Below are 23,281 nucleotides of genomic sequence, written 5' to 3' on the forward strand. Positions count from 1 at the left end.
GATGCGGACTATCCACAACCACTGGGCTGAGAGAGACTTAGCCAATGCCGACACCGCGACGCGGGCAGGAACGTATCGAAATCGCAGCCGCCCCGGAGGAAGTGTTCGACCTCGTCGCCGACATCACCCGCATGGGTGAGTGGAGTCCGGAGTGCTATCGATGCGAGTGGCTGGACGGAGCGACCGGGGCGGCGCCCGGGGCGAGGTTTCGGGGCTACAACCGGATTCGGGGCTATCGCTGGCAGCGCACGGCCATGGTCGACGTCGCAGACCGGGGCCGCGAGTTCGCCTTCACCACGCTCGACGCCCGCACCGGACGGCACGAAACCCGTTGGCGCTACACGATGGAACCTTCTCCGAGCGGTACGTTTCTCACCGAGTCCTTCGAGTTTCTCTGGTGTTCGGTTGCCAACCGGACAGTCGAGATGTTCCTGCCCCGCGGACGCCAGATGAACCGGGGCATCCACGAGACACTCGCCCGCATCAAACAAGCTGCCGAATCCAGGCGATGACGGCATCGTCTGTCCCACGACCCCGGAGATGAACATGAGTGTTACGGCTTATCGAATGGGCGTGTGGGTGGCGGCGGGCGCCATCATGGTCTCGGCGGGTGTGCTACCGCGGGCAGCTGGCGATCCCCCCGTCGCGTTGCCGCCGATGACTTCCAGTGGCGGCGGGCCGATCATCGGCGGCGGTGATGAGGCCGCGCAGGGGCGGATGTCGTTGCAACTGACCAGCCGCAACAGCCCCGACATCCAAGAGGTCGACGGGTCCGACGCGGCCGCGTTCATCAACGCCGCGGCCGGGCTGTCCGACCCGCGGCTGGCCGCCCCGTTCCAGTTGCTGCAGCGGGCGCTGGGCTGTCAGAAGGACAACGCGGGGTTCGGCGCGCGGGCCTATCGTCGGGCCGACGGACAGTGGGGTGGCGCGGTGCTGGTCGTCGCCAAGAGCGCCACCTCGGACGTCGACGCACTGACCAACTGCGTCAGCTCCAACTGGGCCAAGCCGACGGCAGGTGGGGCGACGTCGATGTGCAACGACGGCTGGACATATCTCACCTCTGGCGAAAACCGCCGTCCGGAAACGTATTACATCTTGCTGGCCGGTACGGCGTCGGACTTTTGTAGCGTGCCGGACGCGAACTACCGCAACTTCGCGTCGGCGTGGCCCTGAGCCGACCCGAATGCCAGCGAGCTTCTCAGGCAAGATCGCATTCGTTACCGGTGGCGCATCAGGCATCGGTGCCGCGCTGGCCGCCAAGCTGGCCGACGAGGGCGCCGACGTCTGGATCGCCGATCGCCAATTAGACGCGGCACATGAGCTGGCGCGACGGTGAACGATGGCGGTGCAACGGCGCACGCGATCGAGCTCGACGTGCGCAGCTACCCGTCGTTCGAGCGCGCCGTCGGCGAAGCGATGCAGCACTCCGGGCGGATCGACTACCTGTTCAACAACGCCGGCATTGGGGTGGGCGGCGAGGTCGACTCATACACACTCGACGACTGGAACAACGTCTTCGACGTAAACGTTCGCGGTGTGGTGCACGGCATCCAAGCGGTGTACCCGATCATGATTCGGCAGCGCTCGGGACACATCGTCAATACGGCCTCGGTGGCCGGCCTGGTCGCCTCTCCCAGTTCGGCGAGCTACACCGCGTCCAAGCACGCCGTTGTCGCGCTGTCCAAAACGTTGCGGCTAGAGGCCGAGCGGCACGCCATAAAGGTGTCGGTGCTTTGTCCGGGTGCGGTCCGGACCCCGATCCTCACCGGCGGAGTGTACGGACGGATGACCATGACCGGCCTCAGCGACGAGGATCTACTGAAATTCTGGGAGCCGACCCGCCCGATGGCCCCCGAAAACTTCGCCGAACGCGCCCTTCGCGGGGTGTTGCGTGGAGACGCATTCATTGTGGTGCCGGCCTGGTGGAAGGCCGCGTGGTATCTGGACCGCTGGTTTCCGTCCTTGACGACGCGTGCCGCCCGGCGCACCCTCAAACGCATACGTGAAATGCGTTCCAGCACATAGTGATTGATTTGCTCTGCCGAGCAGGCGCAAAGTTGCCCGACACACCGGGCGCTCAGGGGCTTTTGCGTCTGCTCGGCGTCAGATAGGTGACGATGCCATAGGTGCCGTCGTACGGTGGGAAGGCGCTGCGAGGACTGTGAGCTCCGACAAGCAATAGCGACCGGGAGGGACGAGTATGACGCAATCCAGCGAGGCGGCTGCCGGCAGGCGCCATCAGGTCGTCGTCATTGGAAGTGGGTTCGGCGGGCTGAATGCGGCTAGGTCGCTCAAACGGGCCGACGTCGACGTCACGCTGATTTCGAAGACCACCACGCACCTGTTCCAGCCGCTGCTGTACCAGGTGGCGACCGGCATCCTGTCCGAAGGCGACATCGCCCCGACTACCCGATTGGTCCTGCGCAAACAGAAGAATGTGCGGGTGCTGCTCGGCGAGGTCAACGCCATCGACCTGAAGGCGAAGACGGTCACCTCGAAGCTGATGGCCATGGAGACGGTCACGCCGTACGACAGCCTGATTGTGGCCGCCGGCGCGCAGCAGTCCTACTTCGGCAACGACCACTTCGCCACCTACGCGCCCGGCATGAAGACCATCGATGACGCGCTCGAATTGCGCGGCCGCATCCTCGGCGCGTTCGAGGCCGCCGAAGTGACCACCGACCCGGCCGAACGGGAACGGCGCCTGACGTTCGTCGTCGTCGGTGCCGGCCCGACCGGTGTCGAGGTCGCCGGGCAGATCGTCGAACTCGCCGAGCGCACTTTGGCAGGCGCATTCCGAACCATTACACCCAGTGAGTGCCGGGTGATCCTGCTCGACGCGGCGCCCGCGGTATTGCCCCCGATGGGCCCCAAGCTGGGGCTCAAGGCGCAGCGGCGGCTGGAGAAGATGGACGTCGAAATTCAGCTCAATGCGATGGTGACCGCCGTCGACTACAAGGGCATCACCATCAAGGACAAGGACGGCGCCGAACGCCGCATCGAATGCGCATGCAAGGTGTGGGCGGCCGGCGTCCAGGCCAGCCCGCTGGGCAAGATGATCGCCGAACAGTCCGACGGAACCGAGACCGACCGCGCCGGACGAGTGATCGTCGAACCGGACCTCACCGTGAAGGGACATCCGCATGTCTTTGTCGTCGGGGACCTGATGTCGGTGCCGGGGGTACCGGGGATGGCGCAGGGGGCGATCCAAGGAGCGCACTACGCCACCAAGGTCATCAAGAACACGGTCAAAGGCAAAGACGACCCCGCCAACCGGGAGCCGTTCAAGTACTTCAACAAGGGCAGCATGGCGACGATCTCGCGGAACAGCGCCGTCGCGCAGGTCGGCAAGCTGGAGTTCGGCGGGTACTTCGCCTGGCTGGCCTGGCTGGTGCTGCACCTCTACTACCTGGTCGGCCACCGCAACCGCATTGCCGCCCTGTTCTCCTGGTGGATTTCGTTCGTGGGCCGCAGCCGCGGCCAGATGGCGATCACCAGCCAGATGATCTACGCCCGATCGGTGATCAACTGGATGACGCAGACCCAGGGCCAGGGACCGCTGGCCGCCGCCGAGCAGGCCGAAGAGGCCGAAAAGAAAGCGGTCGGCTAACTGAGGGCCTGGTCGATATCGGCGATCAGATCGTCGGCGCTTTCCAGCCCGACCGATATGCGGATCACGCCGTCCCCGAGGCCGATCGCCGCGCGACCCTCCGGGCCCATCGCCCGGTGCGTCGTCGTCGCCGGATGGGTGACAAGGGATTTGGCGTCGCCGAGGTTGTTCGAAATATCGATCAGCCGCAGCTTGTCGAGCAATTCGAAAGCCCGTTGCTTTGCGGCGCTCTCCGGTACGTCGAGCTCGAAGGTGATAACCGTTCCGCCGCCGGACATCTGACGCTTGGCCAGGTCGTACTGCGGGTGTGACACCAGATACGGGTAGCGCACCCAGCGCACCGCCGGATGACTTTCCAGGAACTCCGCAATCCGCTGCGCGGAGGAATTGCTCTGTTCCACCCGAATGGCCATTGTCTCAAGGCCTTTCAGTAGCACCCACGCGTTGAAGGCGCTCATCGCCGGGCCGGTGTGACGCATCAGCTTTTGCACCGGGCCGTCGATGTACTCCTTGTCCCCGAGGATGGCGCCGCCGAGCACACGACCCTGACCGTCGATGTGCTTGGTGCCGGAATACACCACCACGTCGACACCGAGCGGAAAACCCTGCTGCAGCAGCGGAGTGGCAAAGACGTTGTCCAGCACCACCTTTGCGCCCGCCGCGTGGGCCATATCGCTCACCACGGCGATGTCCACCAGCGACTGCATGGGATTGGACGGCGTTTCGAAGAACACTGCCTGGGTGGGGACCGACAATGCCTGCTCCCACTGCGAAAGATCGTCGCCGTCGACGAAGACGGTCTCCACTCCCCACCGCGGCAGGATCTCGTTGCACACCACGAAGCACGACCCGAACAGGCTGCGGGCTGCCACCAGCCGGTCGCCGGCGCCCAGCAGCGCGCCCAGCGAGACGAACACCGCGGCCATCCCGCTCGCGGTGCCGAAAGCCGCCGGGGCTCCCTCGATCAGGCGCAGCCGCTCCTCGAACATCGTCACCGTCGGGTTGCCGTAGCGCGAGTACACGAAGTGGTCGGGCTCGCCGGTGAACGCCTCTTCCGCGACGGCCGCCGACGGGTACACGTAGCCCGACGTCAGATACATCGCCTCGGCGGTCTCGTCGAACCGGGACCGCAGGATCCCGCCACGCACCCCAATGGTGGCTTGGCTGACGCCGTCGGGCAGCCCCTTCGGCGTGCGGACCGAGGGCTGATCCGTCATTGCCGTTTCACCCCTGCTACCCCTGTTTCCAGGGCAAACCGATTGCCCGCCAACCTGTTCCGCCGCGGTGACCGTCGCTGTCGAGATGTCCCTCGAAGCCGTCGAGCACGTTGTAGGCCGGCGTGAGGCCGGCCTCGGTGGCCAGTTCCGCGGCGCCGATGGAGCGGTTACCCGAGCGGCACAGGAAGACCAACGGCCGCTCTCCTTCGCCGGCTGCCGGCGGGATCCGCTCTTTCAGTTCGGTCAAGAAGTTCTGGTTGCGCTGCCCGTTGGAACTGTTCCACTCGAGGAAGACCACCTCACGACCCAGGCTCGACAGGTCGGGCACGCCGACGAATCGCCATTCGGCGTCGGTGCGCACATCGACCAGGACCGCGTCGGGGTTGTCGCTGAGCAGCTTCCAGGCCTGCTCGGGCGTGATATCTCCTGCGTAACTCATTCGCGTGAGTCTCGCACATTCAGCCGGCCCGCCGCCTCCCGGGCACGTTCGCGCGCGATCGCCACATCCGTTCCTGTGGCCAACGTCACTCCCACCGGCCGCCCGTCGCGCTGGCCGAACACCCGGACATCGCTTTCCGGCGTGCCGAGCGTGGCGGCCAGCGCGGTCCGCATCGCTTGGGCGGTGGCGGGAACCGCGTTCAGCAGCTGGCTGGCGCCGGGCGAAATCATCATGGTGTCCACCGGAAGGCCAAGAATGACGCGCGCCTGCAGGTCGAATGCCGAAAGCCGCTGAGTGCGCAACGTCACCCACGCGCTGTGTCGCGGATAGGCGGTGATGTCGGCGAAGTACACCTCGTCGCCGTTGATCATCAGCTCGACGGCGAACACGCCGCGTCCGCCGACGGCCTTGACGATGCGGGCGGCCACGGACTTGGCGGCGTCCATCGCGGCCGTGCTCATCTTCTGCGGCTGCCAGGACTCGACGACCTCGGCATGGGCGTCGACGTGACCGATCGGTGAGCAGAACTCGATAGCCGGCCCGGCCGGGCCCTCAGTGCGCACGACGAGCAGGGTGACCAGCACTTCGACCTCGACCACCGCTTCGGCCAGCACCCGATGCGCTTTGTCATGGCCCACCGCACGCTGCCAGGCGGCGGCGATGTCTTCGGGCCCCCGCACCAGGGACTGGCCCGGTCCGACCGGGCCGGTCACGGGTTTCACCAGCAACGGGTATCCCGCGTGGGACGCCACCGCCTCGAGTTCCTCGACCGTTCCGGCGAACCAGAACGGCGCGGTGGGCAGGCCGAGTTCGTCGGCGGCCAGCCGGCGCAGCCCTTCCCGATCGGCGATGAGCCGGATGCTGCGGGCGCTGGGCACCAGCTCCGTGCGGTCATCGAGGCCGTCGAGCTCGGCGGTGCTGACCACGACATCCGGTTTCAGACGGCCGACCAGGGCGGACAGATTCTCGGCGTCGACCGGCTGCTCGATCACCTCCGCGCCGAGGCGCCGCAAGGCGATGGTGAGCTCGGCGGTGAACTCGTCGGAGCCCACCAGCATGACCACAGGCCTGGCCTGGCCGTCGGTATCGGCGGGTTCCGGCGTCGCCGGCTCGTGCTGTCCTTCGACGGGGGCCTCGGTCACGCTTTCCAGAATAAGGGCGCCACCTTTGTCGTCGAGCGTCCGCATTTGTACAGCGAAAGGCCGTTTCGGGCGTACATTTGCGGCCGCTCGCGGGCCGCGCCTACGGCTGGCCGGGCAGCAACCGCACCATCAGGCCGTTGCCTTCGGCCAGCAGGGTCTGTTCGGCGTCGACCAATTCCGCGGATACGAATGCCTTGCGACCCTCGGTGCGGGTGACCCGTCCCCGAATCGCCAGCGCCACGTTGATCGGGGTGACCTTGCGGTAGTCCACATGCAGGAAAGCGGTCCGGCTGATCGGCCGTCCTGCCGCGTGCGAAATCATGCCGAACATATGGTCAAACAGCAGCGGCAGCACACCGCCGTGCACCGCCATGTTGCCGCCGACGTGGAAGCGGCTGAAGTATCCCGTCATCGCGACGCCGTCGGGCCCGTAGCGCGTCAACGTCCAAGGCGGCAGCAGCAGGCTGCCCATTCCCGGCAAGTCGGGCGTCCGCCCCGCCGGGGCCTTGCCCTCGGCGGCCTCGAACGGGCTTAACAAATCGACCAGCGCCTCGGCGCGGTCCGCCGCTTCGTCCCAATCGTCCGGAGCCGCCGATACCGCCAGGTCCTGCAGCCGTCGCATGGCCGCGACGAACCGGCCGAAACCAGGACCCGGAGTGGCCGGCTCGTATTCCGGAAAGCCGCCGTGATGGTGATATTCGGGGTCTAGCTCTTCAGGATCCTGCACCGCATCCGTCACGGGCGGGCCTGCAGGACGTCACGGCGCACGATCGTCTGATCCCGCCCCGGGCCGACGCCGATACACGAAACCGGTGCTCCGGCAAGCTCTTCCAGCCTCAACACGTAGTCCCGCGCCTTGGCGGGCAGGTCGTCGAAGTCCCGCGCCGCGGAAATGTCTTCCCACCAACCAGGCAGCTCCTCGTACACCGGCTCGGCGCGACAGAGATCGCTTTGGGTCATCGGCATGTCGTGGGTGAGCGCCCCGTCAATGCGGTATCCGACGCAGACCGGCACGGTTTCCAGGCTGGACAACACATCCAGCTTGGTCAGGAAGTAGTCGGTGATGCCGTTCACCCGGGTGGCGTAGCGCGCGATGACCGCGTCGAACCAGCCGCAGCGGCGCCGTCGTCCGGTGGTCACGCCGAACTCTCCGCCGGTCTTGGACAGGTATTCGCCGTTTTCGTCGAACAGCTCGGTGGGGAAAGGGCCAGACCCGACCCGGGTGGTGTAGGCCTTGAGAATCCCCAACACGGTTCCGATCCGGGTGGGCCCGATGCCGGAGCCGACGGCCGCGCCGCCCGCCGTCGGGTTCGACGACGTCACGTAGGGATAGGTGCCGTGGTCGACGTCGAGCAGGGTGCCCTGTGAGCCTTCCAGCAACACCGTCTCGCCCGCTTCCAGCGCGTTGTTCAGCAGCAGCCGGGTATCGGCGATCCGATGAAGAAAGCCCTCAGCCTGCTGCAGCAGCGTCTCGACCACTTGATTGGGGTCCAGCGCTTTGCGGTTGTAGATCTTGACCAGCACCTGGTTCTTGAACTCGAGCGCGGCCTCGACCTTGTGCGCCAGCTGGTCGGGGTTGCGGACGTCGGCCACCCGGATTCCCATCCGGGCGATCTTGTCCTGGTAGCACGGCCCGATGCCGCGGCCGGTGGTACCGATCTTCTTGCTGCCCATGTAGCGCTCGGTCACCTTGTCGATGGCGACGTGGTAGGGCATCAGCAGATGCGCGTCCGCGGAAATCAGCAGCTTGGAGGTGTCGACGCCACGGTCCTCGAGGCCTTTCAGTTCGTCCAGCAGAACGCCGGGGTCGATCACCACGCCGTTGCCGATGACGTTGGTGACGCCGGGCGTCAGCACGCCCGACGGGATCAGGTGCAACGCGAAGTTCTCGCCGGTGGGTAGTACGACGGTGTGCCCGGCGTTGTTGCCGCCCTGGTAGCGCACGACCCACTGAACACGGCTACCGAGCAGGTCAGTGGCCTTACCTTTGCCCTCGTCGCCCCACTGGGCGCCGATCAGGACGATTGCCGGCATGACATGCTCCCGCCTGCTCTGGCCTGTCGTACGGATGCTTATTCGTGGTGATCGCAAGCGCGGCGCAGCCGGGCGCAGCGGGTCACCACCATAATTGTGGTCCAGCCGGTGACTTACCCTACCCAGCACTTTGCGAGGAGCCATGAATATCGGGGTGAATACGGCGGATTACACCCCAAGCATGGCGGTGCTGATGTTCGGCGATCGGCCGGCACCCCGCCCGCTGGCCGGTCTGACCACGCGCCGGCTCGACACGACCGACATCGACCTGCCGCCATCCCGACGGCTGGTCGTCGTCGGCGACGATGCCCAGCTGGCCGCCGTGCTGACCCGGCTACTGCGCTCCGACCGGCTGGACGTCGAAGTGGCGTACGTGCCGCGCCGGCGGACCAGGGCGACCCGGGTCTACCGGCTGCCGGCCGGCCGGCGGGCGGCACGGCGGGCGCGGCGAGGCTCAGCCCGACGGGTGCCACTGATCCGCGACGAAACCGGTTCGGTGATCGTGGGGCGGGCCAGCTGGCTACCGCCGGCCGGTACGCAGTCGGTACACGGCGAAGCGGTGGTTGACGACGCCGTGCTGTTCGACGGCGACGTCGCCGAAGCGTGGATCGAGCCGACGTTGACCCTGCCGGGCCTGCGCGCTGCGGTCGCCCGGCCCATTTGGACTCGCCGATGGATCAGCGGGCGAGCGGCCCAGCTGGGTACTACCGGCGTCACCGTCGTCCGAGAGGGCGTCCCGGCCGCCCGCAACGCTCGCCGCTCGACGTTCTATCGCAACGTCGAGGGCTGGCTGCTGGTCCGGTAGTTTCGACCGCTACGGCCCGCTTGGACCTGTGGGCTCCGCCAGCTGTCGGCTTAGAACTTGCCGCGGTGGATGACGAATGTTCCTCCGGCCATCCGGTCATGTATGCCCTGCCGGCCGGGACTGTTCGCGATCGTGATGACTATGCCGATGCCGATGCCGAAAAAGAGAACGTAACCGAGAGCGTCCAGCACAACCTTCGCGGTACCGGCTGTCATTTGGGCAAGCTGGTCCACCGCCGGACCGAGGACTACCACCGCGAGTGGCACGGCGTTCCTGATCGCAGCAGCGGCGACGGGCGGATTGCCGATGCCTCCCCGGCCCCAAGACACGCAGCCGCAATAAGCGCATCATCGGCGTCGCCCCAACCGCGGCCTGCCAAGCCGCAAAGTACGCGATCTCATAGAGGAACAAGACGCCGTACAAAGCGACCCACGCTGTCTGCCCCTGCGGCCAGTGCGGCACGCCGACGAGAAACAAGACATTGGCGACGCCCGCGAACACCATGAAACGGGCGGCCTCAAGTGAGGGCAGCTGCCAACGCCTTTGTGTCCGGCAAGACGACTTCCTCGACGAGCTTGCCCCAGGCAATCCGGTGGAATGTGATGCCTCGATAGACAATCTCGCTGTCCCGCATCGCCGCGTAGCGAGTGGCAGTGCGGGTCAACCACGGACCACCTTCGACGATTACGTCCTCAGCCTTGAAGCGCAGCCCGGGTAGGCGACGGAAGAGCTCATCACGTAGCCACGCCCGCAGCGCGTCGGCACCGCGGAGGTCTGCCGCCAGCGGGTGGTCGCCCAGGTACACGAAGTGGACGTCGTCAGCCAGTGGGAGCTCGTCGATAGTCGCTTCAGCCAGCCGCTGCCATCCAGCCCGCACCTGCCTGCGTACGAACCAGCGGTAGATCATGGTGCGACCGTACCGGGCCCCGCAAGAAGGCACGTTCTATCGCAACATCGAGGGCTGGGTGCTGGTCCGGTAGTTTCGACCGGTGCGACCTAGCCCGATTTTCCTGGCCCTGGTCGGAGCGACGGCCGTCGGCGGCGTGCTGGCCTGGCTGGCCGGGGCGAGCGTGCGGCCGCTGTCCTATGCCGGGGTGTTCACCTTCGTGATCGCCGGCTGGCTGGTGTCGCTGTGCCTGCACGAATTCGGGCACGCTTACACGGCGTGGCGGTTCGGCGACCGCGACGCCGCCGTCCGCGGTTACCTAACGTTGGACCCGCGGCGCTACAGCCATGTCGGGCTGTCGCTGGTACTACCGATGATCTTCATCGCATTGGGCGGGATCGGCCTACCGGGCGCGGCGGTGTATCTGCAGACCACTTTCATGACACCAACCCGTCGCACCCTAGTCAGCCTGGCGGGGCCGGCGGCCAACCTGGTGCTGGCGGTGCTGCTGTTGGCCCTTACCCGGCTGTTCTATGACCCCCGACATGCCGTGCTATGGGCCGGCTTGGCGTTCTTGGGGTTTCTGCAGATCATGGCGGTGGTGCTGAACCTGCTGCCCATCCCGGGACTGGACGGCTATGACGCGCTGGAGCCGCACCTGAGTCCCGAGACGCAACGCGCGGTGGCACCCGCCAAGCAGTACGGCGTTTTCATTCTGCTGTTGTTGTTTTTTGCGCCGGGGCTGAGCCGGTGGCTGTTCGCGGTTGTGGGCTGGCTCTTCGGCTTCTCTGGTGTCCGGCAGGGATTGGCCGGTGCGGGCTTCAACCTGACGCTCTTCTGGCGGCAATGGCTCTGAGCCTTGCCATATATGCGTCAGCACGCATATATTCTGCGCATGGGCGCCGGGCATAGTCATATCCCGTCCCATGGCGATCGGGTTGTCCCCCGCATGATTATGGCCGCGGCGATCCTAGCGGCATTCTTCCTGATAGAGCTGATCACCGCGGTGTTGATCAACTCGATCGCGCTGCTGGCCGACGCGGGGCACATGCTCACCGACGTGGTGGCCGTATTCATGGGCCTGGCCGCCGTGGTGCTGGCCCGACGCGGCAGCACATCGCCGGCCCGCACCTACGGTTGGCATCGCGCCGAGGTGTTCACCGCGGTGGCCAACGCCGCGCTGCTGATCGGGGTCGCGACCTTCATTTTGTACGAGGCGATCCGGCGGCTGGGGGCGGCGCCGTCGGTCCCGGGCGCGCCGATGGTGGTGGTGGCGCTGGCCGGCCTGGCCGCCAACTTCGTCGTCGCGCTGCTGCTGCGTTCGCACGCGACCGACAGCCTGGCCGTCAAAGGCGCGTACATGGAAGTCGTGGCCGACACTGTGGGCAGCCTTGGCGTACTGGTCGCGGGCGTGGTCACCATCACCGCCCGCTGGCCGTACGCCGACGTGGTGGTTGCGGTGCTGGTCGCGCTGTGGGTGCTGCCTCGGGCGCTGGCACTGGCCCGCGAAGCGCTGCGGATCCTGTCCGAGGCGTCGCCCACCCACATCGACGTCGAGGAGCTGCGAGCGGCGCTGGGCACGGTCGACGGCGTCACCGACGTGCACGACCTGCACGTATGGACGCTGTCACCGGGCAAGGACATGTGCACCGTGCACCTGACCAGCGACGGCAATTCCGCTCGGATACTGCACGACGCGCGCGCGGTGCTGTCGGCGCGCGGGCTGGATCACGCCACCGTCCAGATCGAGTGCCCGGACGGCGGTGGCTGCGCAGAAAGCTTCTAGAGTCCCAGGGCGGAGCGCGCGGATGGGTCGCAGTCGTCGAGCAGATCCAGGCAGCGTGCGTACTCATCGGTCTCCCCGATGGCGTCGGCGGCGCGCGCCAGTGCCGCCACACACCGCAAAAAGCCGCGGTTGGGCTCATGCGAATAGGGCACCGGGCCGAAACCCTTCCAGCCGTTGCGGCGCAGCTGATCCAGGCCGCGATGGTAGCCGGTGCGGGCGTACGCATAGGCCGTGATGGCCTTGTCGTCGGCCAGTGCCTCCTCGGCGAGGGCCGCCCAGGCCACCGATGCCGACGGATGCGCGGCGGCAACAATGCCCGGGTTTTCGCCGGCGAGCAGCTCCGCCTCGGCCTCGCTGTCACCAGGTAGCAGGATCGGGTCGGGTCCCAGAAGATCACCCATCGGCGTCATGGGTTCCATTTTGCCGTCGTGTTTGCCGACGCCCTAGCTCGCCATGCCCCCAACCGGCTATGCGGTCGCTAAGCTACGAACCATGTCTGACAAACCCAGGCCCGATCGCGGTGGCCCGCCGGATCCAGACCCGGCCGGCGAGCGGACCGCTGGTCGGGGTGCAGGGTCTGCCGAAGACCAGCCGTCGATGCCCGGCGACGCCGAGACCGTCGTCATAAACAAGGGCGATCCGGAGCAGGATTCCGAGACAAATCCGGAACTCATGCGCGAGCGCCGCTTCACCGCCCCGGGCTTCGACGCGAACGAGACGGCGATCATCCAGACCGGTCCCGACGCCGAAACCGAGGTCATCCCGAAACCGCCGTCGAGATCACAGTCGCAGCCGCAAGCCGGCCCACCGGTCCAGGGCTTGCCACCCAAAACGGCTGTGCCACAATCGATCCCGGCTCGCGACGCGGGAAAGGCACCGGCATCCAGGAATCAGAAGCTGGGCTGGGCGCTGGCGATAATCGTCCTGCTTTTGGCAGTGACGGCAATCGCGATCCTGCTCGCCGTGTACTTCGATAAGCACCACTCCCGGAAAGCCTCGGAGGAGGACCGGGTGCGCCAAACGATCCGGCAGCTCGATGCCGCGCTGCAGTCCGGCGACCTGGCAACGCTGCGCAGCATCACCTGCGGCACCACCCGGGACGGCTACGTGGAGTTCGACGAGCACTCGTGGCAGGAGACCTATCACCGGGTCGCCGCGGCCAAGCAGATTCCGGTGATCGACAGCATCGACCAAGTAGCCGTCGACGGCCAGCACGCCGAGGCAAACGTCACCACGTACATGGCATACGACCCGAAGGTTCGCTCGACGCGCAGTTTTGACCTGCAGTATCGCGACGGTCAGTGGAAGGTCTGTCAGTCTCCCACCGGCTAGGCCGGCTATGCGCGCTTCGCCGAACGTGCTCTGAGGGCGGTTTTTTTGCGATTTTTCCGCCCTGAGAGCACGCTCGGCGCGGGAGTTAGCCTGATAATGCCTTGCCGGCGCAGTGCAGGTCGTCGCAGGCTTCCACTACCCGTTCGGCCATTCCCGCTTCGGCCTTCTTCAGGTAGCTGCGCGGGTCGTAGACCTTCTTGGAACCCACTTCGCCGTCGACTTTGAGCACGCCGTCGTAGTTGGTGAAGATGTGGCCGGCGATCGGGCGGGTGAACGCGTACTGGGTGTCGGTGTCGACGTTCATCTTGACCACTCCATAACGGAGCGCTTCCTCGATCTCCGACTTCTCCGAGCCCGAGCCGCCGTGGAACACGAAGTCGAACGGCTTGGCATCATCGGATAGTCCGAGTTTGGCCGCCGCCACCTTCTGCCCCTGGGCCAGAATATCGGGACGCAGCTTGACGTTGCCGGGTTTGTACACGCCGTGCACGTTGCCGAACGTCGCGGCCAGCAGATACTTGCCATGCTCGCCATGCCCGAGCGCATCGATGGTCTTCTCGAAATCGTCCGGCGTGGTGTAGAGCTTCTCGTTGATCTCGTGGGCGACGCCGTCTTCCTCGCCGCCCACCACGCCGATTTCGATTTCCAGGATGATTTTGGCCGCCGCGGCTTCCTTGAGCAGCTCCCGCGCGATTTCGAGGTTTTCGTCGATCGGCACTGCCGACCCGTCCCACATATGCGACTGGAAGAGCGGATTCTGGCCTGCTGAAACCCGCTCGGCCGAGATCGCCAGCAGCGGTCGGACGTAGCTGTCGAGCTTGTCCTTGGGGCAGTGGTCGGTGTGCAGCGCGACATTGACCGGGTATTTGGCCGCGATGATGTGGGCGAATTCGGCCAACGCCAGCGCGCCGGTCACCATGTCCTTGACGCCCAGGCCGGACCCGAATTCCGCACCGCCGGTGGAGAATTGGATGATGCCGTCGCTGCCGGCATCGGCGAAGCCCTTGATTGCGGCGTTGATGGTTTCCGAGGAGGTGCAGTTGATGGCCGGGAAGGCGTACGCGTTTTCCTTGGCGCGTTTCAGCATCTCGGCGTAGACCTCGGGCGTTGCGATGGGCATGGATCTTCCTCCTGAGTGCTGGGTCTCATCAGTATCGCAACACCTGGATTTGTGTCGACCCCGGTATGTTGTGAGGTCATGAGCACCACCGTGGTGGCCTTGGGCAACATCCTCGACCCGATGTACTGGTTGGGCGCCCATGGTGTCTTCGGCTCGGCGGTGCTGCCCGGGATCCTCATCATCGTCTTCATCGAGACCGGCCTGCTGTTCCCCTTCCTGCCCGGCGAGTCGCTGCTGTTCACCGGAGGTCTGCTGGCCGCACACCCGGACCCCCCGGTCAGCATCTGGGTGCTGGCGCCCTGCGTTGCGGTGACCGCGGTACTGGGCGATCAGACCGGGTATTTCATCGGGCGCCGGATCGGCCCGGCGCTGTTCAAGAAGGAAGATTCCCGGTTCTTCAAGAAGCACTATGTGACGGAGTCCCACGCGTTCTTCGAGAAGTACGGCCCGTGGGCGATCATCTTGGCCCGGTTCGCGCCGTTCATCCGGACATTTACGCCGGTGGTCGCCGGGGTGTCCTACATGCGGTATCCGGTGTTTCTGGGATTCGACATCATCGGCGGTATCGCGTGGGGCGGGGGTGCGACGCTGGCGGGCTACTTCCTGGGGAACGTGCCGTTCGTGCACCACAACTTGGAAAAGATCATCCTGGCCATCTTGTTCGTATCGCTGCTGCCGGCGTTCATCTCGGCGTTTCGGATCTACCGGTCACGGCACCGCGGGCCGAAGCCAGAGCCGACGGATGAGCCGGATCGGGCGGCGTTAACCGACTGACTAGTGGCGATCGCAAGCGCGGCGCAGCCGGGCGCGGCGGGTCGCCACCATCAGGCCGACTCTGCGTCGTCGTGCACCGCGACGCTGTGCGCGGCCTCCATCAGCATCCACCCGGAAAGCTGCACCGACAGGTCCCGTTCCGCTACTTCGGACGCGTTGACCGCACCCTCGACGAATTGCGCTCGCTTGCCGGCGCCGGTGGGCAGCTCCGCGTCGCGGTCCCAGAACGCTCCGAACACCGGTAACCCGTCGACGGTTTGCCGATAGTCCCATGCCGACTTCGCCGACGATAGCACCAGCGCGCCGGCGCTGCGGCGCGCCGATACGTCCTCGGTGGAGTCGCCCGGCAATGCCGTGGCGACGAGCGCGAGATATCGCGCGGTGACGCCGGCAAACAAACCGCCGTCGCCACCGCCGGCGCCCTGCAGCACCCCCGACGGCGCCATGTGCTCGGCGACGGCTTTGACCAGTCGATGTACTCGTTCCGCGTGCCGCCGGTCCTCGGTGCGTGCGGCCAGCTCGGTTTCCAGCCCCAACACCACTCCCTGGCAATAGGTGTACTGCGCGCGGACCAGCGAGCCGGCCTTGATGCCGTCGAACACCAGGTGCGTCTCCGGATCGATCAGCGTGCGGTCAATCCAGTCGGCCATCTGCACCGCACGCTGCAGCCGATCGCCGTAACGCGCCAAGAAGATCCCGGCCGGGCCGTTGGCCGGGGCATTGAAGAACTGGTCTTGCTTGCGCCACGGTATGCCGCCGCCGTCCTCCGGCACCCATGCCTTGATGAACTGGTCTGCGAGTTTGGGGAGCGCGCGACGGCGTTCCACCCCGGCCACTCGGGCCGCACGTTCCAGCGCCAGCGCCAGCCACGCCATGTCGTCGTAGTAGTTGTTGGTCCAGGAGAAGTTATTGCGTAACCGGTGGGAACGAACCTGCCGGTTGATCCTGGTCCGCCGCTGTGGCTGCGGGTCGCGCAGCTGCGCGTCGATCAGACAATCCAGCAAATGCGCCTGCCACCAGTAGTGCCAGGTGCCGAACAACCGGTCTTTGCGGTCCGACGGCCAGGCCACCACCCCTAGCTGTGTTCCGGGCAGCGCCCACAGCCGTTTCAGGTGTCGTTGCGTGACGGCGGCTTCCGCACTCGCCGCCCGGTTCGCCCAAACCTGCTCCATGGGTTAGATCCTGCCTTAGCCCTGGAGTCGATGTGGCGGGAGCAACCGGCGGCTACGCTTTCTGCCCATGAGCGTGTACAAGGTGATCGACATCATCGGGACCAGTCCGACCTCCTGGGAGCAGGCCGCCGCCGAGGCTGTGCAGCGCGCACGGGAAAGCGTCGACGACATCCGCGTGGCACGCGTCATCGAACAGGACATGTCGGTGGACAGCGCCGGCAAGATCACCTTCCGCATCAAGCTGGAGGTCTCGTTCAAGATGAGGCCCGCGCGGCCGAGCTGACGCCGTCGGTCGTCGGGTGTGAAACGTTGGCGTTGGCTGTGAAGCCACGGCGTTGGCTGTGAAACGTCGGCGTTGGCTGTGAAGCCAGGGCGGACAAATCGCGAAATCCTCACCGCCGCTTCACAATCAACGCCCTGGCGTCACCGTTGACTCCACCGCTTCACTTTCGACGCCACCGTTTCACACCCGACGCCGTTCACCAGGCACGCGACATGTCGGCGTGCTCCCTGATCCATGCGTGCATTGCAATTCCCGCGGCGACGCCGGCATTGATGCTGCGCGTCGAGCCGAATTGGGCGATGGACACGGTGATCGCCGCGCCAGAGCGAATGTCGTCGGTGATACCGGGGCCTTCCTGTCCGAATACCAGCAGACAGTCCCGCGGCAGCGCAGTCTGCTCCAGGCGCGCCGCACCCGGGACGTTGTCTACCGCAACGACGGTCAATCCCGCGCCGGCCGCGAAGTCCAGCAGTTCAGCTACCGTGTCGTGATGGCATAACCGCTGGTAGCGATCGGTCACCATGGCGCCGCGGCGATTCCAGCGCCGCCGGCCGACAATATGCACGGTGTGCACGGCGAACGCGTTGGCGGTACGCACCACCGAACCGATATTGGCGTCGTGCCCAAAGTTCTCGATCGCCACATGCAGCGGATGACGACGACTGTCTATGTCGGCGACGATCGCTTCCCGGGTCCAATACCGGTAGGCGTCGACGACATTGCGAGTATCCCCATCCCGCAACAAGATTGGGTCATACCGCGGATCTTCGGGGAGCTCGCCGTCCCACGGCCCGACTCCGCCGCCCGGTGTTCCCCATTCGGTGGGGCCGGGCTCGCTCACCGCAGCGTCCAGACGCCGGCGTGGGTGCCGACTATCGCCACGGTCGCATAAAGCAACGCCTGGTTGATTTCGCCCTGGGTACACAGCGACGCGTTGACGTGCACCGAGTTCAACGACGCATCGGGCAGGACCAGCACCGCTGACCCGTATGCCGCGCAGGCCTGGCTCAGCCCCTGGCCGGGTAAAGTCGGCGCGGCCAGCAGCATCAGCGGGCCGCCACGCGTCGCTGACTCGTCGCGGTATCGGGCAGCCACAGCGTCGGCCTGCAGCCCAAGCAGCATGTAGCCATTGCCGGCGAACGCGCCCGCATCACCCAGCTGCGCCTTGGTCACCGGGGTACCGTCGGCGTGCCAGGCCGAAATGCTGGTGGTCTTGACCACCAAGCCGGTGTCGTTCTCGTTGGTCGGCAGCAGGCCGACCGGAAACGCCGCTGGATAGGCGGCCGAGGTTTTCGGGATCCGGTCCTGCGGCGAGTAGCAGTACACCCCACGGACCTGGCTTCGGTCCTTGAGCGGACCCAGACACACCGTGCCGGTGAGCCGGCCCGAGGGCGCCGACAACGGCGTGGTGATGTCGTGGACCTTGGTCATCGCCTCGTCGCAGCTAGCCATGCCGGTGGATTCCATCGGGTGCGCCAAAGCGCCGTAAAGGCCGAAGCGGATGTCCTCGGGTTTGGCGTGCGGCGCCTTGGGGTCCGTCGGCGATGCGTCGACGTCGATCAGCACGTAGTCGTCGTCCCAGCGCAGATTCGACACCGACATGTTCCAGCCGAGCAAACCCAGCGCTTCGCCGAGCCGCGCAGCCTGAGCACCGTAGGGGCGAGCGGCGTGGTCCGAGCCCGAGCAGCCCACCAGACAGGCCGTCAGGCAGGCCAGAACCATGAACGTCCGCACGATAGCGCCCTAGCTCAGCCCCAGATCGGCCAGGCCCAGCACACTGCGGTACGGCAGTCCCTCAGCTTCGATCGCCTCCGCGGCGCCCGTGTCGCGGTCCACCACCGTCGCCACGCCGATCACCTCGCCACCCGCCTCTCGGACGGCCCGCACCGCCGTCAGCGCCGATCCACCCGTGGTGCTGGTGTCCTCCACCACCAGCGCGCGTCGGCCGGACACCTCAGATCCCTCGATAAGACGTTGCAGGCCATGGGTTTTCACGGACTTCCGAACCACGAACGCGTCGATCGGGCGGCCCGGAGCGTGCATGATCGCCGTCGCCACCGGATCAGCGCCCAGGGTCAGGCCGCCGACGACGGCGTAGTCCCAGTCTCGAGTGAGCTCGCGCATCAGGCGGCCAATCAGCGCGGCGGCCCGGTGATGCAGGGTAGCGCGACGCAAGTCGACGTAGTAATCCGCTTGCTTGCCCGACGACAGCGTGACGCGACCGTGTACCAGCGAGAGTCGACGCACCAGCTCGGCCAGCTCCGCCCGCTCTGTCCGGCTAGGTTCGGCCACGACCGCCGCCGACTCGTCTGCCGGTGAGCCGCAACAGGTTTCGCGGCATGAGCCGCCCGGCGGCGACGATCGCCTTGTACTGAATACTCGGGACGATGATCACCTTGCCGCGAGCGATCTCGGCCAGGCTTTCGCTGACCACGTCGTCGACCTCGAGCCACATGAACGACGGCACCTGGGGTTGGTCGATGCCGGCCCGGGTGTGGAATTCGGTGTGCACGAACCCGGGACACACGGCGTGCACGCTCACACCGGTGCCCTGCAGTCCCCCGGCCAGGCCCTCGGTGAACGAGATCACCCAGGCTTTCGACGCCGAATAGGTCGACCCCCGGCCGGGGACCAGGCCGGCCACGCTGGCGATGTTGACGACGGTGCCGGCGCCGGCGTCCAGCATGGCCGGCAACGCGGCCCGGGTCAGCTGCATCACTGCGGTGACGTTGACGTCCAGCTGCTTTTGCAGCAGGGCGGGATCGGCCGTCCAGAATTCGCCGGAGGTTCCAAATCCGGCATTGTTCACCAAAACTTGCACGCCCGAGGAAAGCCGGTCGGCGACCTTGTCACGGTCGGCGGCCTCGGCCAGGTCGGCGGGCAAAACCTCGATCTGGCCGGCGTCCGTCCGCAGCTCTTCGGCCAACTGCGTCAACCGGTCGACATCGCGGGCGACCAAGACCAAGTCGTATCCGTCGCGCGCGTAGCGTCGTGCGTACCCTGCGCCGATCCCGGAGGTAGGCCCGGTGATCAGGGCGACGGGTCGAGGCATGAGCGACAGTGTACTGAGCCGGGTCGCACATACCCGGTGCCCTGTCAGTGCTGATATTTGGTGGCCTGTTGGCCGTTGCGCCCGGTTGGCGGCTGGCGCCGAGTACCCGGGGAACGACTCTCGTCCCGGTGCATCGGCTCGGGCCTGCGGCCGGTGTCGGACAACAGCCCGGCGACGTCGGTCCCGGCCCGTCGGGACGGCAACTCCGCTCGTGCGGACTGTGCCAACGGCCTACTCGGCGCCGCGACACGCGGCGCCGGCGCGGTTTCCTGCGGGGTGTCCTGGGGCAGCGGCGGCAGCACCCGTAACAGGTCGTTGAACTGGCGCACGGTGCGCAGACCCTCGTCCCACTGGGCGCGAGTGCTGCTGATCGGCATGCTGATCAGGGTCCAGTTCTGCTCGTTCCACATGATCTCGGCGCAGTCGGGCGCGGTGTGCGCGAAGGTGACCATGCGCCGGTCACAGGCCCGTCGGGCGGCATCGAGATTGGTGGAGTACACCATCCGCGGCCCGATCGCCCCCAGCAGCCAAATGTCGCTCTCCCGCGGCTCTTTGATGCCTTTGAGCCGCAGGTCCACCACGACGTTCGTGCCCACCTTGCGGTGCAGCGCGATCACCGTGGCGACCTCCTCGAGATCGAAGATGTACACCGCCTCGCCGCGGATCTGGCCCAGTACGACGTTCTCGGCCACCACATCGCCGACCGTCGACATCACGCCGCGCTTCCATCGCTGCAGGATCTCGGTCGACTCGCGCTCGTAGTCGAAGCCGTGGGACCGCGCCCACGATTTGCGGCGTCTACTTCGTCCGCGGCGCCGATCGATGTCGACGTATAGCAACACCGCCGCACCGACGAAGCACAGTGCGGACAGCGTGAACCAAAGCGGAACCATTCCGACTAGCGTATCTGCTGTTTGGCCAGAAACGAGAATCCGACCAGGTCACAACCGAATCAAAGTTTGCCCGGGAGACCGGCGCCGGTAAAACTACCTGCCGAACGTGCTCTCAGGGCGAAAAAATCGCTCGATTCTCACCGTGAGAGCACGTTCGGCGCGGCATGAGTTAGCCCAGGACCAGCGAGTCGCCGTCGGGGCTGACGTTGACCGGCACGACGTCGCCGTCGTGGATTTCGCCGGCCAGCAGCATCTTGGCCAACTGGTCGCCGATCGCCTGCTGCACCAACCGCCGCAACGGACGCGCCCCGTAGACCGGGTCGAACCCGCGTTGCGCCAGCCAGCGCTTGGCCGGCAGCGACACCTCCAGCTGCAGCCGTCGTTGGGCCAGCCGCTTGTCCAGCTGGGCCAGCTGGATGTCGACGATCTGCACCAGCTCTTCGGGGTTGAGCCCGTCGAAGACCAGCACGTCGTCGAGCCGGTTGATGAACTCCGGCTTGAACGTGGCACGCACGGCCGCCATCACCTGTTCCTCGTTACCGCCGGACCCCAAGTTGGAGGTCAGGATGAGGATCGTGTTGCGGAAGTCGACGGTGCGACCCTGCCCGTCGGTCAGCCGCCCCTCGTCGAGCACCTGCAGCAGCACGTCGAACACGTCCGGGTGGGCCTTCTCGACCTCGTCGAACAGCACCACGGTGTAGGGCCGACGACGGACCGCCTCGGTCAGCTGACCGCCCTGGTCATAGCCGATGTAGCCGGGAGGCGCACCAACCAGCCGGGCCACCGAGTGCTTTTCGCCGTACTCGCTCATGTCGATGCGAACCATGGCGCGCTCGTCGTCGAACAGGAAGTCGGCCAGCGCCTTGGCCAGCTCGGTCTTGCCGACGCCGGTGGGGCCGAGGAACAGGAACGCCCCGGTCGGCCGGTTCGGGTCGGACACCCCGGCCCTGGACCGTCGAACCGCGTCGGAGACGGCCTGCACGGCCTTCCGCTGCCCGACAACCCGCTTGCCGAGCTCGTCTTCCATCCGCAGCAGCTTGGCCGTCTCGCCTTCCAGCAGTCGTCCGGCCGGGATGCCGGTCCAGGCCGACACGACGTCGGCGATGTCGTCCGGGCCGACCTCTTCCTTGAGCATCACGTTCTCGCGGGCCTCGGCCTGCGGCAGCGCGGCGTCCAGTTTCTTCTCGACTTCGGGGATGCGGCCGTACCGCAGCTCGGCGGCCTTGGCCAGGTCGCCGTCGCGTTCGGCGCGTTCGGACTCACCGCGCAGCGTCTCCAGCTGTTCTTTGAGCTCGCGGACGATGTCGATCGCGTTCTTCTCGTTCTGCCACCTCGCGGTGAGTTCGGCGAGCTTCTCCTTCTGGTCGGCCAACTCGGCGCGCAGCTTGGCCAGCCGCTCCTTGGACGCCGCGTCCTCTTCCTTCGCCAGCGCCACCTCTTCGATCTCCAGCCGGCGCACCAGGCGCTCGACCTCGTCGATCTCGACGGGCCGCGAGTCGATCTCCATCCGCAACCGGCTGGCCGCCTCGTCGACCAGGTCGATGGCCTTGTCCGGCAGGAACCGTGCGGTGATGTAGCGGTCGGACAGCGTGGCGGCGGCCACCAGCGCGGAGTCGGTGATGCGCACACCATGGTGCACCTCGTAGCGGTCCTTGAGCCCGCGCAGGATGCCGACGGTGTCCTCCACGGACGGCTCGCCGACGAATACTTGCTGGAAGCGCCGCTCCAGCGCGGCGTCCTTTTCGATGTGCTTGCGGTATTCGTCTAGCGTGGTCGCGCCGACCAGCCGCAACTCGCCGCGGGCCAGCATCGGCTTGATCATGTTGCCCGCGTCCATCGCGCCCTCGCCGGTTGCGCCGGCGCCCACGATGGTGTGCAACTCGTCGATGAAGGTGATGATCTGCCCGGCAGAGTTCTTGATGTCGTCGAGCACGGCCTTGAGCCGTTCCTCGAACTCGCCGCGATACTTGGCGCCGGCCACCATGGACCCGAGGTCCAGGGCGATGACGGTCTTGTCGCGCAGGCTCTCCGGCACGTCACCGGCCACGATGCGCTGCGCCAGGCCCTCCACGATCGCGGTCTTGCCGACGCCGGGCTCGCCGATGAGCACCGGGTTGTTCTTGGTGCGACGAGACAGCACCTGCACGACGCGGCGTATCTCGTTGTCCCGGCCGATCACCGGGTCGAGCTTGCCCTCGCGGGCGCGACCGGTGAGGTCGGTGGAGTACTTCTCCAAGGCCTGATAGGTGGACTCGGGGTCGGCGCTGGTGACTCGGGCGCTGCCGCGCACCTTGACGAACGCCTCCCGCAAGGCCTGCGGCGAGGCGCCGTGGCCGGTCAGCAATTTGGCGACGTCGGAGTCGCCGGTGGCCAGCCCGACCATCAGGTGCTCGGTGGAGACGTACTCGTCGTCCATTTCGGTGGCCAGGTGCTGAGCCGTGGTGATGGCCGCCAGCGACTCACGGGACAGCTGCGGCTGTGAGCCGCCCCCGGTGGTCTGCGGCAGCCGGTCCAGGAGGCGCTGCGCTTCGGCGCGCACGGTCGCGGGTTCGACGCCGACGGCCTCCAGCAACGGCACGGCGATCCCGTCATTCTGCGTCAGCAGCGCCATCAGCAGATGAGCGGGCCTGATCTCGGGGTTACCGGCGGCAGCCGCCGCCTGCAGGGCCGACGTCAGAGCCGCCTGCGTTTTGGTCGTCGGGTTGAAAGAGTCCACGACACCTCCGTTTCTGGTAT

General features: G+C 66.6%; 27 protein-coding genes. 11 read left to right on the forward strand and 16 right to left on the reverse strand.

All coding sequences use genetic code 11. From position 1 onward, the window contains the following. Positions 1–44 precede the first annotated feature (44 nt). From AC5Y2L_RS01740 to AC5Y2L_RS01760, 5 genes are all read left to right on the forward strand, one after another. Complete coding sequence (locus AC5Y2L_RS01740) at positions 45–512, forward strand: SRPBCC family protein (RefSeq protein ID WP_499939035.1); 468 nt, start codon at positions 45–47, stop codon at positions 510–512. Between the two features lie 34 nt (positions 513–546). Then, entirely contained in the window at positions 547–1,173 is a 627-nt protein-coding gene (locus tag AC5Y2L_RS01745) for a hypothetical protein (protein ID WP_499939033.1), read from the forward strand. Positions 1,174–1,183: 10 nt separating this feature from the next. Further along, positions 1,184–1,336 (forward strand): SDR family NAD(P)-dependent oxidoreductase, encoded by a 153-nt coding sequence (locus tag AC5Y2L_RS01750; protein ID WP_499939031.1) that lies wholly within the window; start codon positions 1,184–1,186, stop codon positions 1,334–1,336. Then, positions 1,333–2,025 (forward strand): SDR family NAD(P)-dependent oxidoreductase, encoded by a 693-nt coding sequence (locus AC5Y2L_RS01755; RefSeq protein ID WP_499939030.1) that lies wholly within the window; start codon positions 1,333–1,335, stop codon positions 2,023–2,025. Before AC5Y2L_RS01750 ends, AC5Y2L_RS01755 begins: the two co-directional genes overlap by 4 nt. Positions 2,026–2,200: 175 nt before the next feature. Continuing rightward, positions 2,201–3,610, forward strand: coding sequence for an NAD(P)/FAD-dependent oxidoreductase (locus tag AC5Y2L_RS01760; RefSeq protein ID WP_499939028.1), 1,410 nt, complete (start codon positions 2,201–2,203; stop codon positions 3,608–3,610). Here AC5Y2L_RS01760 and AC5Y2L_RS01765 read toward each other — a convergent pair. From AC5Y2L_RS01765 to AC5Y2L_RS01785, 5 genes are all read right to left on the reverse strand, one after another. Then, positions 3,607–4,827, reverse strand: coding sequence for an O-succinylhomoserine sulfhydrylase (locus AC5Y2L_RS01765; RefSeq protein ID WP_499939027.1), 1,221 nt, complete (start codon positions 4,825–4,827; stop codon positions 3,607–3,609). The two genes, AC5Y2L_RS01760 and AC5Y2L_RS01765, sit on opposite strands and share 4 nt — an antisense overlap. Positions 4,828–4,843: 16 nt before the next feature. Continuing rightward, positions 4,844–5,266, reverse strand: coding sequence for a rhodanese-like domain-containing protein (locus AC5Y2L_RS01770; RefSeq protein ID WP_499939025.1), 423 nt, complete (start codon positions 5,264–5,266; stop codon positions 4,844–4,846). Next, the gene (gene purT, locus AC5Y2L_RS01775) at positions 5,263–6,408 is read right to left on the reverse strand and encodes a formate-dependent phosphoribosylglycinamide formyltransferase (protein WP_499939024.1); all 1,146 of its coding nucleotides are present in this window, start codon (positions 6,406–6,408) and stop codon (positions 5,263–5,265) included. Before purT ends, AC5Y2L_RS01770 begins: the two co-directional genes overlap by 4 nt. Before the next feature lie 100 nt (positions 6,409–6,508). Continuing rightward, entirely contained in the window at positions 6,509–7,147 is a 639-nt protein-coding gene (locus tag AC5Y2L_RS01780; protein WP_499939023.1) for a PaaI family thioesterase, read from the reverse strand. Beyond that, positions 7,144–8,442 carry an adenylosuccinate synthase gene (locus AC5Y2L_RS01785; RefSeq protein WP_499939021.1) on the reverse strand — a complete coding sequence of 433 codons (1,299 nt, stop codon included), beginning with the start codon at positions 8,440–8,442 and terminating at the stop codon, positions 7,144–7,146. The genes AC5Y2L_RS01780 and AC5Y2L_RS01785 overlap by 4 nt, the downstream gene beginning before the upstream one ends. 142 nt (positions 8,443–8,584) lie before the next feature. Here AC5Y2L_RS01785 and AC5Y2L_RS01790 point away from each other — a divergent pair, with 142 nt between their 5' ends. Continuing rightward, positions 8,585–9,247, forward strand: coding sequence for a peptidase M50 (locus tag AC5Y2L_RS01790; RefSeq protein ID WP_499939019.1), 663 nt, complete (start codon positions 8,585–8,587; stop codon positions 9,245–9,247). Positions 9,248–9,297: 50 nt separating this feature from the next. Here AC5Y2L_RS01790 and AC5Y2L_RS01795 read toward each other — a convergent pair whose 3' ends face one another. Further along, the gene (locus AC5Y2L_RS01795) at positions 9,298–9,462 is read right to left on the reverse strand and encodes a hypothetical protein (RefSeq protein WP_499939018.1); all 165 of its coding nucleotides are present in this window, start codon (positions 9,460–9,462) and stop codon (positions 9,298–9,300) included. Positions 9,463–9,764: 302 nt separating this feature from the next. After that, positions 9,765–10,154 (reverse strand): nuclear transport factor 2 family protein, encoded by a 390-nt coding sequence (locus tag AC5Y2L_RS01800; RefSeq protein ID WP_499939016.1) that lies wholly within the window; start codon positions 10,152–10,154, stop codon positions 9,765–9,767. A gap of 82 nt (positions 10,155–10,236) precedes the next feature. Here AC5Y2L_RS01800 and AC5Y2L_RS01805 point away from each other — a divergent pair, with 82 nt between their 5' ends. Further along, positions 10,237–10,989, forward strand: coding sequence for a site-2 protease family protein (locus AC5Y2L_RS01805; RefSeq protein WP_499939014.1), 753 nt, complete (start codon positions 10,237–10,239; stop codon positions 10,987–10,989). Positions 10,990–11,028: 39 nt separating this feature from the next. Continuing rightward, positions 11,029–11,919: a cation diffusion facilitator family transporter gene (locus tag AC5Y2L_RS01810; RefSeq protein WP_499939012.1), complete on the forward strand. Its 891-nt coding sequence runs from the start codon at positions 11,029–11,031 to the stop codon at positions 11,917–11,919. Here the strand turns inward: AC5Y2L_RS01810 and AC5Y2L_RS01815 are convergent. Then, the gene (locus tag AC5Y2L_RS01815; protein ID WP_499939010.1) at positions 11,916–12,329 is read right to left on the reverse strand and encodes a DUF3151 domain-containing protein; all 414 of its coding nucleotides are present in this window, start codon (positions 12,327–12,329) and stop codon (positions 11,916–11,918) included. The genes AC5Y2L_RS01810 and AC5Y2L_RS01815 overlap by 4 nt on opposite strands. 82 nt (positions 12,330–12,411) lie before the next feature. Here AC5Y2L_RS01815 and AC5Y2L_RS01820 point away from each other — a divergent pair, with 82 nt between their 5' ends. After that, positions 12,412–13,251, forward strand: a complete 840-nt coding sequence (locus AC5Y2L_RS01820) for an Rv0361 family membrane protein (protein ID WP_499939008.1) — start codon at positions 12,412–12,414, stop codon at positions 13,249–13,251. 85 nt (positions 13,252–13,336) lie between these two features. On the opposite strand, the gene fbaA is transcribed toward AC5Y2L_RS01820, so the two are convergent. Further along, positions 13,337–14,371: a class II fructose-bisphosphate aldolase gene (gene fbaA / locus AC5Y2L_RS01825; protein WP_499939006.1), complete on the reverse strand. Its 1,035-nt coding sequence runs from the start codon at positions 14,369–14,371 to the stop codon at positions 13,337–13,339. Between the two features lie 78 nt (positions 14,372–14,449). Between fbaA and AC5Y2L_RS01830 the strand changes: the two genes are divergently transcribed. Next, the gene (locus AC5Y2L_RS01830) at positions 14,450–15,145 is read left to right on the forward strand and encodes a DedA family protein (protein WP_499939004.1); all 696 of its coding nucleotides are present in this window, start codon (positions 14,450–14,452) and stop codon (positions 15,143–15,145) included. A gap of 50 nt (positions 15,146–15,195) precedes the next feature. Here the strand turns inward: AC5Y2L_RS01830 and AC5Y2L_RS01835 are convergent, their stop codons facing one another. Then, complete coding sequence (locus AC5Y2L_RS01835; RefSeq protein ID WP_499939002.1) at positions 15,196–16,317, reverse strand: glycoside hydrolase family 76 protein; 1,122 nt, start codon at positions 16,315–16,317, stop codon at positions 15,196–15,198. A gap of 67 nt (positions 16,318–16,384) precedes the next feature. Here AC5Y2L_RS01835 and secE2 point away from each other — a divergent pair, with 67 nt between their 5' ends. After that, positions 16,385–16,600, forward strand: coding sequence for a calcium dodecin (gene secE2, locus AC5Y2L_RS01840; RefSeq protein ID WP_067229813.1), 216 nt, complete (start codon positions 16,385–16,387; stop codon positions 16,598–16,600). A gap of 196 nt (positions 16,601–16,796) precedes the next feature. Here the strand turns inward: secE2 and AC5Y2L_RS01845 are convergent, their stop codons facing one another. The 6 genes from AC5Y2L_RS01845 to clpB form a co-directional block, all read right to left on the reverse strand. Continuing rightward, a complete protein-coding gene (locus AC5Y2L_RS01845; RefSeq protein ID WP_499939000.1) occupies positions 16,797–17,441 on the reverse strand; it encodes a TrmH family RNA methyltransferase in 645 nt (214 codons plus the stop codon). Continuing rightward, positions 17,438–18,322 (reverse strand): hypothetical protein, encoded by an 885-nt coding sequence (locus AC5Y2L_RS01850; protein WP_499939150.1) that lies wholly within the window; start codon positions 18,320–18,322, stop codon positions 17,438–17,440. Before AC5Y2L_RS01850 ends, AC5Y2L_RS01845 begins: the two co-directional genes overlap by 4 nt. A gap of 21 nt (positions 18,323–18,343) precedes the next feature. Then, the gene (gene pyrE / locus AC5Y2L_RS01855) at positions 18,344–18,892 is read right to left on the reverse strand and encodes an orotate phosphoribosyltransferase (RefSeq protein WP_499938998.1); all 549 of its coding nucleotides are present in this window, start codon (positions 18,890–18,892) and stop codon (positions 18,344–18,346) included. After that, complete coding sequence (locus AC5Y2L_RS01860; protein ID WP_499938996.1) at positions 18,879–19,652, reverse strand: SDR family NAD(P)-dependent oxidoreductase; 774 nt, start codon at positions 19,650–19,652, stop codon at positions 18,879–18,881. The genes pyrE and AC5Y2L_RS01860 overlap by 14 nt, the downstream gene beginning before the upstream one ends. A gap of 44 nt (positions 19,653–19,696) precedes the next feature. Then, on the reverse strand, positions 19,697–20,545 hold the full coding sequence (gene ttfA / locus AC5Y2L_RS01865; protein WP_499938995.1) for a trehalose monomycolate transport factor TtfA: 849 nt from the start codon (positions 20,543–20,545) through the stop codon (positions 19,697–19,699). 169 nt (positions 20,546–20,714) lie between these two features. Further along, positions 20,715–23,261 (reverse strand): ATP-dependent chaperone ClpB, encoded by a 2,547-nt coding sequence (gene clpB, locus AC5Y2L_RS01870; RefSeq protein WP_499938993.1) that lies wholly within the window; start codon positions 23,259–23,261, stop codon positions 20,715–20,717. Positions 23,262–23,281: the final 20 nt, after the last annotated feature.

This window comes from Mycobacterium sp. NGS66, from assembly GCF_059812225.1.